The 16,241-nt window shown below is 60.6% G+C and carries 13 protein-coding genes; 2 read left to right on the top strand and 11 right to left on the bottom strand.

The genetic code is table 11. The annotated features are described in order from the left end of the window. Positions 1–4: 4 nt before the first annotated feature. Together ABB22_RS02250 and ABB22_RS02255 are read right to left on the bottom strand one after the other, a co-directional pair. Positions 5–889, bottom strand: a complete 885-nt coding sequence (locus ABB22_RS02250) for a site-specific integrase (RefSeq protein ID WP_244481326.1) — start codon at positions 887–889, stop codon at positions 5–7. Further along, positions 849–1,895: a DNA-binding protein gene (locus ABB22_RS02255; protein ID WP_046272805.1), complete on the bottom strand. Its 1,047-nt coding sequence runs from the start codon at positions 1,893–1,895 to the stop codon at positions 849–851. Before ABB22_RS02255 ends, ABB22_RS02250 begins: the two co-directional genes overlap by 41 nt. A 274-nt stretch (positions 1,896–2,169) precedes the next feature. Between ABB22_RS02255 and ABB22_RS02260 the strand changes: the two genes are divergently transcribed. Continuing rightward, positions 2,170–3,750, top strand: coding sequence for an ATP-dependent nuclease (locus ABB22_RS02260; RefSeq protein WP_017354989.1), 1,581 nt, complete (start codon positions 2,170–2,172; stop codon positions 3,748–3,750). Then, positions 3,728–4,825 (top strand): UvrD-helicase domain-containing protein, encoded by a 1,098-nt coding sequence (locus ABB22_RS02265; protein WP_017354990.1) that lies wholly within the window; start codon positions 3,728–3,730, stop codon positions 4,823–4,825. Before ABB22_RS02260 ends, ABB22_RS02265 begins: the two co-directional genes overlap by 23 nt. A gap of 12 nt (positions 4,826–4,837) precedes the next feature. Here the strand turns inward: ABB22_RS02265 and ABB22_RS02270 are convergent, their stop codons facing one another. The 9 genes from ABB22_RS02270 to ABB22_RS02310 all read right to left on the bottom strand — a co-directional run bounded on the left by ABB22_RS02270 (position 4,838) and on the right by ABB22_RS02310 (position 16,198). Further along, positions 4,838–5,116, bottom strand: a complete 279-nt coding sequence (locus tag ABB22_RS02270; protein WP_027080079.1) for a hypothetical protein — start codon at positions 5,114–5,116, stop codon at positions 4,838–4,840. Between the two features lie 387 nt (positions 5,117–5,503). Continuing rightward, positions 5,504–6,226 carry a hypothetical protein gene (locus ABB22_RS02275; RefSeq protein WP_017354992.1) on the bottom strand — a complete coding sequence of 241 codons (723 nt, stop codon included), beginning with the start codon at positions 6,224–6,226 and terminating at the stop codon, positions 5,504–5,506. Positions 6,227–6,308: 82 nt separating this feature from the next. Next, positions 6,309–7,022 carry a response regulator transcription factor gene (locus ABB22_RS02280; protein ID WP_017354993.1) on the bottom strand — a complete coding sequence of 238 codons (714 nt, stop codon included), beginning with the start codon at positions 7,020–7,022 and terminating at the stop codon, positions 6,309–6,311. A gap of 1 nt (position 7,023) precedes the next feature. Beyond that, positions 7,024–9,483, bottom strand: coding sequence for a heavy metal translocating P-type ATPase (locus ABB22_RS02285; RefSeq protein WP_017354994.1), 2,460 nt, complete (start codon positions 9,481–9,483; stop codon positions 7,024–7,026). Positions 9,484–9,561: 78 nt separating this feature from the next. Then, entirely contained in the window at positions 9,562–12,798 is a 3,237-nt protein-coding gene (locus ABB22_RS02290) for an efflux RND transporter permease subunit (RefSeq protein WP_017354995.1), read from the bottom strand. Between the two features lie 15 nt (positions 12,799–12,813). Further along, entirely contained in the window at positions 12,814–14,067 is a 1,254-nt protein-coding gene (locus ABB22_RS02295) for an efflux RND transporter periplasmic adaptor subunit (RefSeq protein ID WP_014159610.1), read from the bottom strand. Next, positions 14,064–15,317: a TolC family protein gene (locus ABB22_RS02300; protein WP_017354996.1), complete on the bottom strand. Its 1,254-nt coding sequence runs from the start codon at positions 15,315–15,317 to the stop codon at positions 14,064–14,066. The genes ABB22_RS02295 and ABB22_RS02300 overlap by 4 nt, the downstream gene beginning before the upstream one ends. 56 nt (positions 15,318–15,373) lie before the next feature. Next, the gene (locus ABB22_RS02305) at positions 15,374–15,685 is read right to left on the bottom strand and encodes a hypothetical protein (protein ID WP_017354997.1); all 312 of its coding nucleotides are present in this window, start codon (positions 15,683–15,685) and stop codon (positions 15,374–15,376) included. 141 nt (positions 15,686–15,826) lie between these two features. Beyond that, positions 15,827–16,198 (bottom strand): diacylglycerol kinase, encoded by a 372-nt coding sequence (locus ABB22_RS02310; RefSeq protein ID WP_017354998.1) that lies wholly within the window; start codon positions 16,196–16,198, stop codon positions 15,827–15,829. Positions 16,199–16,241 lie beyond the last annotated feature (43 nt).

A 16,241-nucleotide genomic window follows, 5' to 3' on the forward strand; every position in this document is an offset into this window, starting at 1 on the left:
AGCACTACTTCAGTAACCGTGCCGCTGGATTGTCTTCAGCGGCACCCGCTTGGAAATACCCAATCACGCTAGCTACAGATCGGTGCTCAGTCATCGCCATCACCGCGGGCAGCGGGACGCCTTGTTTCCCCGCTTCCGTAACGAAGCCCGACCGCAAGCTATGTGCCCCGAAATCCCCTTCCAATCCCGCCAAGCGGGCCCGGCGCTTTACGATGGTGGCCACTGAACCGGGGAGCAGGGCAGGACCGACCCGGCCTTTCCAGACCCGTCGAAAGATTGCCCCGTCTTGGATGTCAGCCCCTTCCAGCCAAGCTGCCAGCGCCTGAGCGCTTCGCCCCAAGATGGGCTTGTCCGGGGTCGAATCCACTGCCGCGCCGGCCTGCTGCGTCTTCGAGTACTCGAGCCGGTAGATGTAGCCGCCGTCGCCAACCTTGCGCAGGTCGCGCATGTCCGCGGCGGCGATCTCGCTGCGCCGGCGCCCGCCACTGGCGAACCCGAAGCAGAGTAGGGCACGGTCACGCAGTCCTTCCAAACTGTAATCACAAGTCGCCAACATGGCCTCAAGCTCGGGGCGCGTGATGGCGGTCTTCTTGGTTGGTCGCTCTCCACGTTTGACCGAGGCGCGCCGGGCGCGGCTCAACAGCGTCCTGACAGAAGGCAGCTCGCAGGGGTTAGTCAGGCGCTTGAGCTTGTGGGCTGTGGACAGCACAGCCATGCGCTGGACCACCGTCGATAGCTTCAACGGCCCGACCTTGGGGTTCAGCCGAGATACGTGTAAAAATGCCCCATAGAATCCGTTTTCCCTTTCTGATTCATAGGGTTGCCGGATAAAAATGGGACTCTCCGGTTTATCGGTGACCCCGCGCCTTTTCGCCTGACGCCGCGTCATCGGCAGACTGATCGGGTTTTAGCTGCGTCAGTAGCTGCTCCAGTGTTTCCAGGCGCACGCCGGCGCGCAAGGCATCGGCTTCGGCCTGCTCGCGACGTTCCCGTTCCTTGCTCGCCTCGACGCGCACGCTGGCCAGCTCGGCCCGCATCCTTTCCAGGGTCTGTGTGTCTTCTGCCCACCGCCCCTGCAGCGCCTGATGCTCTGCGGCCGTCAGCCGCAAGGCATCCAGTTCGTTCTGCTGGGCCTCGATGCCGCGGCGGACTTCGCCCAGTTCCCGCTCCAGGCGCCCATGGCGCTCCAGCCATTGGCTGTTGTCGCGATTGAGCCGCAGCAATTCATGGTTCTTGGTTGTCAGGGCCTCGTTGGCCTGGCGCAGTGCGACCTGCAGCTCCTGCACTTGGTGCTCGTGGCGGCGTTGCTCCTGCTCACGCTGCTCCTTCACTGATGTCCGGTAGTGCTCCAGCGCCTCTCGGGCGTGGGCATGCTTCTCCTCCAGCGACTCGGCATGGGCTTCGTGCTCAGCCACACGGGCGGTCAGGCCGGCAATGCGCTCGCTGAGCTGGGCGATTTCCGTCACCCGCTCCGCGAGGGATTGCTGGGCCGAAGCATGGACGGTCCGCTCCTCGTGCAGCGCGGCTTCGGTGCGCTGCAACTGGTTGCTCAATGCGATCGCTTCCTGCCGGGCTTGTTCCAGCACGTCGTTGCGCTCCTGCAACTGCGCGGCAAAGCGCTGCTGCGCTTCGGTGACGACTGTTTCGGCCTCCTCGTGCAGTCGGGCCGCCAGCCGGCCAACCAGGTCCTGCAGGGCCTCACTGACCGCGACCTTGGCGCCGAGGCCTTGCCCTTCTTCCTCTTCCAGTTCCTTGAGGTAACGGTGGATTGTGGTCTTGGAGCCGGTGTTGCCCAGCGCCACCCGGACCGCGTCCACTGACGGGTGCTTGCCCTGCGCCCGCAGGCTGTCGCGGGCTTTCTGCACGTCGCTCTTGTACACCCCACCGCGGGCCATGGCCGTCTCCTCGGACGATTTCGTAATGCATTACGTACCATGTAATTACATACTAATCAAGAAGCTGAGTAGTTCCTTCAAGCGCCAATTTTCAAGCGGGATAATATTGAATTATCCCGCGTAACCAGCGTTTCGGCCATTTCAAGTCGTCAAAACAGTACGAAACCGCCCAAGGCTGGCGATCCCTGGGTAGTATGGCCCAGAGCGGAAAGGAGGCCAGCCGGGGTGCAAGCAGGCGCCGCCACCGAACTCGTTGGCCATCAAAGGACTGTGCATGCCGATCGAACGTATCGTCATCGACAATTTCAAGTCGTTTCGCCATCTGGACCTGCCCCTCAACGCCCACATGAACCTGGTGGTGGGCGACAACGAGGTCGGTAAGTCCACCCTGCTGGAGGCCATCCACGTGGTGGTCACCGGGCAACTGCATGGGCGCAATCTCGCCTACGAGCTCACGCCCTACCTGTTCCACCAGCCCGCGGTGCAGGAATATCTGGCGACCCTTGCTGCAGGCACGCCGGCTTCGCCGCCACGGATCTCCATCGAAGCCTATCTGGGCGCAGATGTCGCGCTGGCGTCGTTGCGCGGCACCAACAACTCCCTGCGCTTGGATACCGCCGGCATCCGGCTGCTGGTCGAGCTCAACGACGACTACCGCGAGGAGTTCAACGCCTACCTGCAGCAGCACCAGGGTGCGGTCAGCCTGCCGGTGGAGTACTACACGGTGCGCTGGTATTCCTTCGCCAACAATGGCGTCACCGCTCGCAGCATTCCGTTCGATTCGACCATCATCGACACTCACGGCATCAAGACCTTGTCCGGTGCCGATCGCTATATCGCCGGCATCATCGATCAGGCACTGACGCCTGCGCAGCGCGTCTCGCTGTCGTTGAGCTTCCGCCGCATGCGGCAGAGTTTTTCCGAAGAGGCGGACGTGGCGGCCATCAATGCGTACCTGACCGAGCACACCGGGGACATCAGCCACCGGGCGCTGACGGTGGGTGTGGACACATCGCCGCGCTCAACATGGGAAACCAGCTTGTCACCTTACCTGGATGAGCTCCCGTTCACCCAGGCCGGCAAGGGTGAGCAAAGCGCGGTGAAGATGAAGCTGGCGATGCACGCGGCCGGCGCTGCCCACGTGCTGCTGATCGAGGAGCCGGAGAACCATCTGTCCTATTCCAGCATGACCCAGCTGATCGACAAGATTGCGGCCCTCTCCACCGCCCAGCAGGTGATCATCGCCACCCACAGCAGCTTCGTGTTGAATAAGCTGGGCGTGGACAACGTGATCCTGTTCAGCGCGCAGGGCCAGATGAAGCTGGACCAGCTGCCGAGCGATACCCATGACTATTTCATGAAGCTGCCGGGCCACGACACGCTGCGATTGATCCTGGCCAAGCAGGCGATCCTGGTGGAAGGCCCTTCCGACGAGCTGATCGTGCAGCGCGCCTACAGCGACCACCATGGCGTGGCGCCGATGGCTCGCGGCGTAGACATCATTTCGGTCAAGTCGCTGGCATTCAAGCGCTTCTTGCAGATTGCAGATCGGCTGAAAATCCAGGCCAAGGTGATCACCGACAATGATGGCGATATCGCCGTTGTGCAGGAGCGCTATGCCGAACACATCAACGCGATCTATTACGATTCCGACGAAAGCGCCCCATCGCTGGAAGAGCAGCTGATCAAAGCCAACTCGCTGGCCGAACTCAATACCGTGCTGGGCAAGACGTTTGCCGATGAGGTGGCGCTGCTCAAGTACATGAAGGGCCATAAGACCGATACGGCCCTGGCGATCTTCAACAGCCCGCACTCGATCAGGTTCCCGGACTATGTCCAGCGCGCCATCACCTAACCGGGTCCTGCTTTCGGCGGCCGGCTCGGGCAAGACCACCTTGCTGGTCCGGCAGGCCCTGGAGCGGCCTGGGCGTCGCATCGCGATTGTCACCTACACGCTGGAGAATCTAGAAGAGATCCGGCGCTCGTTTGAGGTCCACGCCGGTGCGGTCCCCGTGCATGTCACTTTGCACAGCTGGTATGGCTTCCTGCTGTGCCAGTGCATCCGCCCGTACCAGGCAGCGCTTTGCCCTGAGCCTCGCATCGAGACCATCCTGTTCGTAGAAGGTGTCACCAATAACAGGGCCCCACGCACCCAGGTGGCGCGCCACTACTTGGCAGGCAACCGGATGTATTCGGACCGGGCGGCCGATTTCGCTGTGCGCTGCGATGAGCTCACCCAAGGTCAGGTCATGGCACGCCTGGCGGCCATGTACGACGAGCTCTACATCGACGAAGTTCAGGACCTCGCCGGCTTTGATCTGGATCTGGTCGAGCGGCTGTTGAAGAGCGGCATTGCCATCACGTTGGTGGGTGATACGCGGCAGGCGACGTATGCCACCAACTATGCTCAAAGGCACAGCCAGTATCGTGGACCCAATCTGGCAGCGCTGTTTCAGATTTGGGAGGCGGACGGCTTATGCCAGCTGGATCACCGCCTCATCAGCCTTCGCTGCGTCCAGGCCCTGTGCGATATGGCGGACACGCTCTATCCGCAGATGCCGCGAACCCAATCAGGCAATGGCGAGGTCACCGGGCACGATGGCATCTACCTCGTCGCTCCAGCGGATGTTGAAGCGTACATGCAGGAGTTTGCGCCCACCGTGCTCCGGCATGACCGGCGGCAAGCGTGCGACGGACTACCGGCCGTGAACTTTGGGCAGTGCAAGGGCCGCACCTACAGCCGGGTCCTCATCTTTCCGAACGGCCCGCTGACACAGTACCTGCGCACGGCAGATGCAGCGCGTATCACCGCCCCACCAAAGTACTACGTGGCCTTCACCCGGGCGCGGCAAAGCGTGGCCTTTGTGTATGCCGGCGCGTGCGCGTTGCCGGGTTATCAGCTCTATGCGCCCGCCAACGCAGACGCATAGAGCCACGGGCGATCACATTTTCTTCAAGGGCGCCGCGGTGGGCTGTGGTGGCACCGGACCCGGGTCGTTGAAGCACAGCATGACCTGATCGATGTCAAATTGATCGGCCAGCACGCGGGCGATCACCGCATGCACCAGGTCCAGGTCGACCGAGGGCGCAGCGACGGTGATGGTGGCCGCGATCGCACGACCGCGCTCTTTGGCGGGGACTAGGCGCAGGTCATCCACCGCTTTCACGCCGGGGTCGGTAAACATCGCCGTACGCACTTGTTCCAGCTCGGCTTCATTCATGTTGGCGGTGACTCCAGGGAATGTGATTGTCAGGCGGGATAGGTCTGAATCTTGCAATCAAAAAACACCGGCCTTGCCAGCAAGGTTGGTAGGCGGGGGACAGGCTCCGGCCGATGACGACTGTCGCCAGCGACCGCTGCAACCCTGAGCGCGCATCTTTGAGGCTCCGGTGGGCTTCGGGCGCATTGAAACCAGAAGTCGCCACCACGGACCTACCTCGGGGTATTGCTTCCGGCCGGTAGAAGACCTCCACAAACGTGATCTCGATGCGCCACCTCTCACAGAGCGAGACTGACGACGGGTGGTCCCATCCGCCCTTGCGTCATATTTGTCGCGCTCGCAGTTGTCAAGAATTAGCCTCCATGATTTGGATTGGTTGATCGGATCCTATTTCCTGCGAGGCTTGGACCGAAGCCCCGGTGGTCTGCGTTGCTTAATAGGTTGCTTCAATCTCCACCGGCTCCATTCACTAGTAGATCCTTCAGCTATGAAGGTGACCAGAACCCACTTCAGTAAGGGAGAGAACCCCACCTCAGCATCACGAAGCAGGTTGGCCCAATACCTTCCGACTAGGAAGGAGAATAGACTCATGGCAGTGACAGACGATGCGAACCACGGCCAACTGATGTCACTGACGTTCGCTTGGATGCCTTTCTTGTACATGTAAACTGCAAACACCAGAGCAGCGCACTGCATCGAGATCACAACCGCGGTCGGCGTCGCCCGGGCTCTGTGGAGGGCGGCGGCGAAGAGAGTCTCCGCAAACGAGAAGCCGATCAGCAATAGAGCTGCACTCAGCATCGCTGGACCGAACTCCGCAATTCCGGCGAGTGACAGCACGATTGGAAGGAATGCAAAGGGGAGTGGCTCCAAGCAGAGGGTTGGATAGAATTTCACGAACAGTGGCCATCTCTTTACCGCGACCAGAATGATGTCTTGCATCATCGCAACTACCAATGCAGCAGCCGCACTCGTTAGCGCAATCGACACCGGTATCCAAAACATCATCTCTTCTGATGCCGGCGCGAAGGGCACCATGGCCGCTGCGCCCCAAATCGCTGCGGCCAAGAACGCGCCAATTGGGAGTGCGGCTGGCTTCCACATGGTCATACTCTGATCAGAATACGTGGCCAAATAGTCAGGCGCTCAAGGTCTGCACTGACGGCTCTGCAGCCATGTCTACGCCTCACCGTCATAGGGCCTCCCTTCCCCGGGGGGGGGGCATAGGCCTTGATGGCGGTATCAGTCGATACCCAACCCGCGGCAGCGTCTGGATCATCTTTTCCTCAAACGGACCATCAATGCTTCGCCGCAGGCTGGACATCTGTGATCGCAGAAGATCCCCGTCGGGCAGGTCGTCACCCCAGAGAGTGTGCTCAAGCTGCCGCCTGGTCACAGCGGCAGGACTTGCCCGCATCAGCGCTTCAAGGAGCTTCCTGCAAGCTGGGTACAGATGCAGTCGTTTTCCAGCCCGTGTGGCCTCCAACGTTCTCAGGTCCAACGTGAGCTCTCCGATCAGCAGCCGCCTCCTTGTTACGCGTCCCTCCGTACGGGAAACCAACGCCTCTAGGCGAACTTCGAGCTCCGGGAGCTCAAAAGGCTTGGTCACATAGTCATCTGCACCGGAGCGGAAAGCGATGATTTTGTCCGAGAGCGCAACCTTTGCAGCCAACATCACAACAGGAACTGAAACACCGTGATTCAACCGCAGCCTTCTCAGAACCTCCGGGCCTTCCATGCGAGGAAGCATCCAATCAAGAATGACTGCGTCGTAACCATTGGACGCCGCAAAGTGAAGGCCGGCGATGCCGTCCCCGATGGTATCAAGCTGATGCCCTCGGGCCTCGAAGTAGGCCAGAATCTTCAAAGCGACTTCTCGATCGCGCTCAATCACTAGAATTCGCATGTCACGACTGACGGAAGCCAAGGAGCCTCAGCGCATTGAATACAACCAACAAGGTTGAACCTTCATGCACTGCCACAGCCGGTCCAATGCCAAGACCTAGGATGGTCGCAGGAACCAACAACGCTACGACGCCCAGGCTCACATACACGTTCTGACGGATCACCCGTTTCGTGCGTCGACTAAGCGCTACAGAGAATGCAACCTGTCTCAAATCCTCAGACATAAGCGCGACGTCGGCAGTCTCCAGCGCTACGTCCGAAGAGGCGGCACCCATTGCAATTCCGACGCTGGCACTAGCCATTGCGGGTGCGTCATTCACACCGTCGCCGACCATTGCCACTCGCTCCGTCTCCTTCAACTGACGTATTGCCTTCACCTTGTCGTCAGGCATGAGATTTCCCCATGCCTCGTTTAGACCCACGTCCGTTGCCACGGCTTGAGCTACAGTCTGGTGGTCGCCAGAGATCATGATCATTCGTTGGATGCCCAAGCGCCTTAGCTTGTCCAGGGCTTCACGCGCCTCTGGCCGGGGCGTATCCATAAGGCCGATGACACCTAGGTCGCGATCACCTAGGCGAACGGCCATCGTGGTTCTGCCGGCGTTACGGAGCTCCTCAATGGCAGACTCCGCACCCGCGGATAGAGCGCCAATGCCGTCGTTACCGAACATTTCTGCCTTTCCTATCCACACGTCAATGCCGTTCACCTTCGCCTGAACGCCTCTTCCAGCGAAGTTAGCGAGGTCTGTCGCTACCATGACCGGTCCATCGCCCAGGCGAGTATTACCATCTCGAACGATAGCTGCGGCCAAAGGGTGGTCACTTAAAGCCTCGACGGCGACGGCAACGTGAAGCAGTTCCTGCTCTGTCGTTCCCTGCATCACTTTGATGTCGGTAATTCGCGGCTTGCCTTCAGTGAGCGTTCCAGTCTTGTCGAACGCGATGGCGCGGATCATTCCTAGCTCTTCGAGTGGCGCCCCACCTTTGATGAGCACACCACCACGTGCCGCTCTTGCGATGCCCGCCAGAACAGCACTTGGCGTGGCTATGGCCAGTGCACAGGGGCTCGCTGCCACCAAAACTGCCATAGCACGATAGAAGCTGTCACGGAATGGCTCATCAACCACAACCCAGGAGAAAAGGAGGAGCACAGCCAGAATCAACACCGCGGGAACGAATACTCTCTCGAACTTGTCCGTGAAGCGCTGCGTGGGCGACTTCCTAGTCTCAGCCTCACTTACCATCTTGACGACGCGGGCCAGTGCCGATTCGCCTGATCGACGCGTGACTTCAACCTCCAGGGCGCCGGAGCCATTGATAGTGCCGGCGAAAACACGTGACTCCATTACCACCGAATCAGGTCGATCCCGTGCTAGAGCAGCGTCATTGACTGCCAGCTTATCAACCGGGATGCTTTCCCCGGTGACAGGGGCTTGGTCAACGCTGCTAGCCCCTTTGATAACGAATCCGTCCGCCGGCATCCGGTCATTGGGACGTACGACCACCACATCTCCAGGTATCAACGATTCAACCTGGACTTCCACGACCTGCCCATTCCTCAGCACCCTGGCAGTTTCTGGGGCAAGCTTGGCGAGAGCTTCTATCGCACGTTTAGCCCGGCCCATCGCGTAGTGTTCAAGGGCGTGACCGAGACTGAAGAGGAACAGAAGCAAGGCGCCTTCGGCCCATGCGCCGAGCGCGGCTGCGCCTGCCGCTGCAACCAGCATCAGCGTATCGATCTCAAAGCGCTTCAGCTTGATGTTCCCGATCGCCTCGCCAAGCGTGAACCAGCCGCCAAAGACGTAGGCTGCTACGTAAAACGCTGTGGGGATCCAGGGCGTTTGGGTCAACCCAAGCTTTTCAATCGCAAATCCCACGATCAGGAGCAGGCCGCAAGCAAGTGAGAAGATCAGCTCACTATTGCCACCTAGCGTGCCCCCGTGGGAATGACCGGGGTCCTGTCGGTCCTTGTGATCGTGTCCTTCGTGCTGATCCTTCAAATCTCCCCTCGGACTCGGTGGCTCTTGCGCTACACCCAGCGCCTCAAGCTTCGCTCTCAGCTCCGCCTCGCCTGTCTTGGCTCTCTCGTACTCGATGCTTATGCCACCAGCTGGGCTGGTGGTGGCTTCAATGACGCCTGGTACGGCCTGCACTTGCGCCGCAATTGTCCTTGCCTTTCGTGCGTGAACGGCCGAACCAAGCTCCAAGAAAAGGTGGCCATACCGATCACCCAACTCAATGCCCACGGATGCCGCCACCTCTCGCACTCGCTGAAGCGAGACGATCTCGGGGTCGTAATGAATGCAGAGCGTTCCGAGAGCTTCGTCGCTACCCTCGCGAATGTGCACGCGCGATACTCCCTCCATGTCCTGAAGACCAGCGACCAGCCTCTGGACGCAGCTGTCGTCCCGAGAGACACCTGGGAGTATTACTGGCAGTTCGAGTTCTGTGGTCAGGTTCATTTGTTCCCTCCAACGTCATAAAAATGGAACGGGAAGTCCGGCAGGCAGATGCTCTGCCGGGCCCAAACACTCCATCATTCAGTGGACAGTTTCCGGTTGCCCTTTCGGGCCTGCCTTGGCCAAGCGCCCCGCAAATGTCGGCAGCACAAGAAGTGTCAGTACTGTTGCGGTCAACAGGCCGCCAATGACCACCGTGGCGAGAGGCTTCTGCACCTCAGCACCAGATCCACTCGCAATAGCCATTGGAATGAAGCCAACGATCGCCACCAGCGCGGTGGTCACCACCGCGCGAATTCGGCTGCCGGCACCGTTCATTGCAGCGATCAATGGACTGTCACCTGCATCAAGCCTCTCTCTGATGGCTTGCATGAGCACCAATCCATTCAGGGTCGCAACACCCGATACCGCGATGAATCCGACGGCGGCAGATACCGAGAACGGCATACCACGCACCAGCAACGCGAGAATTCCGCCAACCAGGGCCAGTGGGACGCAGGTGAACACCAGGCCCGCCTCCTTTGCGCTGCCCAATGCCATGAACAGCAGGCTGCCGATCAATAGGAAGACAATCGGAACAACTGTCATGAGTCGCTTTTCAGCCCGCTGCAAGTTCTCGAACTGACCTCCCCACGTCATGTGGGCGCCCGGCGGAAGCTGTACGTCCTTCACCGCCGCCTGGGCCTCTCCAACAAACCCGCCCAAGTCACGACCGCGAACATTTGCCTGCACCACCACACGACGGCTTCCATTGTTTCGACTGATCTGGTTCGGCCCCTCGCTGATCTCAATGCGTGCGACAGAGGAGAGCGGCACGATGCCCCCAGTTGGAGTTGCAATCGGCAGTGACGCGAGCTGATCGGGGTCATTGCGTGCATCGTCGCCGAGGCGCACAACAACATCGAACCGGCGGTCGCCCTCGAAGATCTTGCCTGCCGCAGCGCCGCCAATACCGGTTGAAAGCGCGTCGCTCACGTCCGCTGCCGTGAGGCCATACTGCGCAGCTGCAAGATGATCGATTGCCACATTGAGCGTGGGCAGGCCGGAAATCTGTTCAACACGGACATCCGCTGAGCCCTGGACATTCCTCAGCTTCAGCGCGACCTGATCGGCAACAGCTTGCAGTTGCTCGAAGTTGTCGCCGTAGATCATGACGGCCAGGTCCGTACGCACGCCTGAGATCAGCTCATTGAAGCGCAGCTCGATGGGCTGGCTGAATTCAAAGCTGTTGCCTATCTGCGAGGCGGCGATCTTCTCAAACCTTGCAATCAGATCCTCCTTGCTCAGGGAAGAGTCTGGCCACTCCTTTCTCGGTTTAAGTACGATCACACTGTCGGAGATGTTGGTCGGCATGGGGTCGATAGCTGCTTCTGCAGTACCGGTCCGCGAGAAGACCGTCACAACCTCTGGTTCAGCAGCAATGGCCTTCTCCAGCGCCAATTGCATAGCCAACGATTGCTCAAGCGACGTAGATGGCACACGCAACGCTTGCATAGCGAGATTTCCCTCATCAAGCGTTGGCATGAACTCTCGACCCAGCATCGTAAAGCCGACCACGCCCATTGCGAGCATCACGAGGGCGCCAGCGAACACTGCCTTGGGCCTACGAATCGCCGCTTGGATCACCGGTTCGATGCGGCCGCGCAGGACGCGGATGATGGCTGTCTCATGTTCTTCGTCCTGGTCGCCCTCGTGTCCTTCCTTCTTCGCGTGGAGCTTGGGCTCCCTGACCAGCAGGGCAGCCATCGCCGGTACGAAGGTAAAGGAGAAGATGAATGCGCCAACGAGGGCGAGCATGAAGGTGGCGGCCATCGGGTGGAACGTCTTGCCTTCCACACCTTCCAAGGTAAGGATCGGTGCGAACACCAACAGGATGATCACCTGACCGAAGGCTGCAGGACGCGCCATCTTCCTCGCCGAGTCGGCGGCTACACGCAGTCGCTCCATGGCATTGAGGGGTCGGCCAAGTTCGGCACGCCGCTTGCCAAGCATCAGCAGGGTGGACTCGATCACAATTACCGCGCCATCTACAAGGATTCCGAAGTCCAGCGCACCCAAGCTCATCAGGTTGCCGCTGATACCGAACTTGTTCATGCCGATAACAGCGAACAGGAACGACAGCGGAATGACCAATGCGGTGATGGCTGCCGCACGCAGGTTGCCCAGGAGCAGGAACAGCACAACTACGACCAGCAGGGCACCTTCGGTCAGGTTCTTGGCGACAGTCTTGACAGTGGAGTTAACCAGCACACTACGGTCCAGCACTGGCTCTGCGAAGATATCGGCGGGCAGAGATTCATTGACCTGTGCCAGGCGCTCAGCTGCAGCTTGAGCGACGGTGCGGCTGTTGCCGCCGGCGATCATGAGCGCCGTGCCCAGTACCGCCTCATGACCATTTCGGCTAGCTGCACCAAGCCGTGGGGCGCGCCCCATACCGACCTCGGCAACATCGGCCACCCGGATGACCACACCGTCCTTGGTGGCAACGGGCGACTGAGCCAAGTCGTCGGTCGTAAGGGCAAGGCCGTCGGCCCGAACGACCAGGCCTTCGCCCGCACGCTGGACGAATCCGGCGCCAGCCTGGACGTTGGAGCGTTCCAGTGCTTGGACCAGATCGGCCAGACCCAAGTTGTATGCCGCCAGTCGAGCGCTGTCGGGGTAGATGCCGTATTCCTTGACGTACCCACCCACCGTATCAACACCGGCCAGGCCGGGGCTGGAGCGCATCTGTGGTGCGATGATCCAGTCCTGGACAGTACGCAGGTACGTTGCGCGCTCCTGGGCGGTTCCAAGACGATCGCCCTCTGGTGTCAGGTAGACCTCACCCTCTTGCCAGCCAGCCTGGCCGGGCTTGGCCAGCTTCTTGGGGTCGAATGGCTTGAAGTCCACCGTCCACATGAGAACCTCGCCCAGCCCGGTTGTAACCGGGGAGAGCATGGGGGACACGCCCTCGGGCAGATCTCCGGCAGCCTCCCGCATCCGCTCTGCCACCTGCTGGCGGGCGAAATAGATGTCGGTCTGATCAGTGAAGATCGCGGTGACCTGAGAGAAGCCATTGCGTGATAGGGAGCGAGTGGTGTTCAGACCTGGGATGCCGGCCAAGGCCGTCTCCAGAGGATAGGTGACCTGGCGTTCAATCTGCTCCGGAGTAAGGGCAGGTGCGATGGTATTGATCTGAACCTGGCGGTTGGTGATATCTGGTACAGCATCGACTGGCAGCTTGCTCAGTTGGAACAAGCCAAAGCAGGCAATCGAAGCAGCCAGAAACACCACGAGCCAACGGAACTTGACCGCTGCTTCAATGATGATCTTGAACATGGTGTATGAGTTCCCTTAGTGGCCGTGCTCGGCTTCGCCCTTGGCCAGTTCGGCCTTGAGCAGGAAGGCATTGGCGCCTACGAGGCGCTCACTACCTGTCAGACCGTTAAGGATTTCGATTCGATTACCTGCACGACGGCCAGCGAGTACCGGCGTTGCCTTAAAGCCTCCCTCGACAGCAACGAACACAACACTTCTGCCATCAACGCTTTGGACCGCATCCGCCGGGACGCTCATGCCTTCAGCTGCGCCATCGGCGATGATGACGGCCGAAACGGGGGAGCCGGCCGGTGGCAACTTCTCCGAAATTGGTTTGGCGCGAATGGTCGCGGTGCCTCCCTGCTGCATCACATTCGCAGCGGCGGCAATCACCTCAGCTTCGAAGCTTCCGCCCGGGCCAGTCACTTCCAGCTTCATTCCGGGCACCGCGAGAGTGGCCAGTGCTGGCGGTGCAGTGAATACGAGTTCATTCATGTCCGGATTGGAAACCTCCGCAACAAGCGTTCCAGCTGAGACGACACCACCGGGCGTCACTTGGACGTTGCCAACCACGCCAGCGACAGGACTGGAGATTGTCACCCGGCCGGAACTGTCCGGAGATCCACTGGCCGCTACCTGTGCACGTGCAGCACTAGCGGCGGCATCAGCGGCCAAAGAGCGCGCGCGCGAGGCCTCCAGCTCCTGGCGAGCCACTACGCCCTGCTCGACAAGAGACTTGTCGCGGCCGTAGGCCAGGCGGATGGCTTCGGCCTCCGCCGCAGCGGCAGTGGCGGCGGCTTTGAAGGTCGCAGCTTCTCCACTGACAATGATCACCAGGGGCTGGTTGCTCTTGACGGCTGTACCCGGCGCAACAAGCACGCGCTCAACGCGGCCGGTGACCGTTGAGGCGATGGCAGCACGCCCCCCGATGGCCGGCTCGACGCGACCTGCAAGGCGGGTCGATGCGCCACCGCCGCGGCCGACAGCCACCACGCCGATGCCAGATGCCTTGATCTGGTCAGGCGTCAGCTTGACTACACCTTCCTCGGACTCCTCTTCGCCATGTTCGCCATCACCATCACCTTCACTGTGCGCCTCGGCGGAGCCCGGCTTTGCGTCAGCTGCGTGATCGTCGTGACCATCATCCTTTCCAGCCGGCTTTTCTGCCTCCGTACCGGTGGATTTGGCATCCTCCTGCGCCCCGCCACTGCATGAGGTCAGCGCGCCGGTCATCATCAAGGTAGCCAGCAGCGTCGCTCCGATGAGCGTCTTGTTTCCGTACTTGTTCATTTTGCCTCCACAAACGGTGCGCGCCCTTCAAGGCGGGCGAGGTCGATTTCTGCTGCCACCCGGCTAAGACGGGCATCCACAGCACTGCCACGCGCAGCGATCAGGGTTGATCGCGTGCTGCGCAGCTCCAATTGCGATATACGACCTGCCTCGAATCCGATGCGGGCCAGCCGATAGGCTTCATCTGCGGCCTGTACGCTTTCATCCGCTGCTCGTACGCGGCTGTTGGATGCCTTGAGACTCGCTACCGCTCCCAAACGGGCCGCCTCACTGTCACGCCTCTGAGCCTCCAGAACCGCTTCGGCAGCACGTTGTTCCGCATAGGCCGCCTGGATCGCACCGCGGTTACGATCGAATAGGGGGATCGAAAGGCTGATGCCCACGTTGTAAGCTTGGTCGCCCGCTTGGCGGAAGCGCGTCTGAGCCACGGATGCACTCAGTTGTGGCAACGCACGCTTGCGCTCGACATCGATAAGGCGGCCGGAGGCTTCCGCTTCAGCTTGGGCAATGCGAACGGCAAGCGGGGCGACCTCAATAGCGACTGGGTGAGAGGGCACGCGGTCAAGCAGGCTTTCACCGATGTCGGTCAGGGGGCTGTCCACCAAGGACACGCCGGCCAGGCGAGCAAGCGCCGCATCCCGGTAGGCCTCGGCCTCATCCAGGCTTGCCTTTGCATTGGCGACCTCGCTCCGTGCCTGCACACCGCGCAGGTTGGGCTCACGTCCCTCGCTGACCATCGCAGCTACCGCCTTGGCGTCCTGTTCAATCAAGGCCAATGCCTCGCTGGCCAACTCATATCGGCGCAGCGCAGCCTCTGCTTCGGCGTATGTCGCCGCCAGGCGACCCGCTGCGTCACTGCGCATCAGATCACCCCGCAAGCCTGCAGCCCCAGCCTCCGCACGCGCGGCGCGCACTCGGGCCCCTCGTTGACCCCAAATCTCCAGCGGCTGGGAGAGGGTGACAATGCTGTCAGCGTTTGAGAAACCTTTGTAGGGACCAGTGCCGTAGGCGTTCTCCGCTTCGATGGAGACCGTCGGATTGGGCAGTGCCCGAGCCTGTTGTACCCGCGCCTCGGCTGCCTCAGCCAGCGCGACGCCTTGGACCGTCGCAGGCATCTGGTTCAAGCGAGAAAGCAACGATTCGTAAGATGGTGCAGTTTGAGCAGCTACATGTCCGATTGGCACCAACGCCAACAGAATAGCGACAGTCAACCCGGTCGCTGAAAGCGACCGGCCTGGCAAAATCGACATAAAAACTCCCGTAAATTATCTGAGCGAACGACCCGCAAGTGCGAGGCAGAGCCAGATCAGATACGGGGGGGGCGCATGGGACCGTCGAGTCGTAGCGCGTAGACGTCCACGTGCTCGGTACTGTGCAGCGAGATCCGGCCATCGGCGAACAGATCGTCGTGACCGGCAGCTGGGAGGCTTGCCGTTGAATGGTGGCAATGCCCATGGCCACAGGCATCGGCACTGGACGAATCCTTGCTCTTGCTCGACTCGGAGTCTGAATCACTTTGCAAGGCGTGCACATCGCCCACGCTGACCGTCGCTTCTTGCGCGCACGCCAATGCCTCGGCCACAGGCACGACCACGAACGCCGCCAAAAGCAGCAGCATCAGGTATATACGAATAGCAGGCAGAGAGCGACGCATTGGGAAAGGTTAGCAACCTCTTTTGGACGGATACAATTACATAAAAACACTACGGTGGCTGTGCTTGAACGCACCCTAGCCCCGTTCAGGTCGGGACCCAGGGAATCAACCCACAAGGATAACGGCCCATGTGAGGGCGACATTGCAAAGAGCCACGAACACAGCGGCCGAACCCATATCTTTAGCGCGACCCGCCAGCTCATGGATCTCTGGGCCATACCGTTCGATAACCGCTTCGATGGCGGAGTTCAGCAGCTCCAAGGCCAGAACAGCCAGCACGCTCCCCATTAGAAGTGCTCGCTCAACCGCTGAGTGGCCCAGCAGAATCGCTGCCGGTAGTGCCACCACGGCCGCGACAACCTCGAGTCGAAACGAGGATTCATGCAGCCAAGCTGATCGTAGTCCTTGGAGGGACCAGCGGAGCGCCTTGAAAACGCGGGCAATGCTCCGCGGACGATGACCGTACATATCTGCCACTGTGTTGCTTCCTTAATTTAGGACCCCAAGAGCCGCTGCTGGG

It is taken from the genome of Stenotrophomonas nitritireducens, from assembly GCF_001431425.1.
In the GTDB taxonomy this organism is placed as follows: domain Bacteria; phylum Pseudomonadota; class Gammaproteobacteria; order Xanthomonadales; family Xanthomonadaceae; genus Stenotrophomonas; species Stenotrophomonas nitritireducens.

Coding starts and splice junctions, on each gene's coding strand:
- ABB22_RS02290 (WP_017354995.1), bottom strand. CDS start 12,798: ATGTTCAAGATCATCATTGAAGCAGCGGTCAAGTTCCGTTGGCTCGTG.
- ABB22_RS02305 (WP_017354997.1), bottom strand. CDS start 15,685: ATGCTGCTGCTTTTGGCGGCGTTCGTGGTCGTGCCTGTGGCCGAGGCA.
- ABB22_RS02275 (WP_017354992.1), bottom strand. CDS start 6,226: ATGACCATGTGGAAGCCAGCCGCACTCCCAATTGGCGCGTTCTTGGCC.
- ABB22_RS02280 (WP_017354993.1), bottom strand. CDS start 7,022: ATGCGAATTCTAGTGATTGAGCGCGATCGAGAAGTCGCTTTGAAGATT.
- ABB22_RS02255 (WP_046272805.1), bottom strand. CDS start 1,895: ATGGCCCGCGGTGGGGTGTACAAGAGCGACGTGCAGAAAGCCCGCGAC.
- ABB22_RS02260 (WP_017354989.1), top strand. CDS start 2,170: ATGCCGATCGAACGTATCGTCATCGACAATTTCAAGTCGTTTCGCCAT.
- ABB22_RS02265 (WP_017354990.1), top strand. CDS start 3,728: ATGTCCAGCGCGCCATCACCTAACCGGGTCCTGCTTTCGGCGGCCGGC.
- ABB22_RS02270 (WP_027080079.1), bottom strand. CDS start 5,116: ATGAATGAAGCCGAGCTGGAACAAGTGCGTACGGCGATGTTTACCGAC.
- ABB22_RS02300 (WP_017354996.1), bottom strand. CDS start 15,317: ATGTCGATTTTGCCAGGCCGGTCGCTTTCAGCGACCGGGTTGACTGTC.
- ABB22_RS02295 (WP_014159610.1), bottom strand. CDS start 14,067: ATGAACAAGTACGGAAACAAGACGCTCATCGGAGCGACGCTGCTGGCT.
- ABB22_RS02285 (WP_017354994.1), bottom strand. CDS start 9,483: ATGAACCTGACCACAGAACTCGAACTGCCAGTAATACTCCCAGGTGTC.
- ABB22_RS02250 (WP_244481326.1), bottom strand. CDS start 889: ATGACGCGGCGTCAGGCGAAAAGGCGCGGGGTCACCGATAAACCGGAG.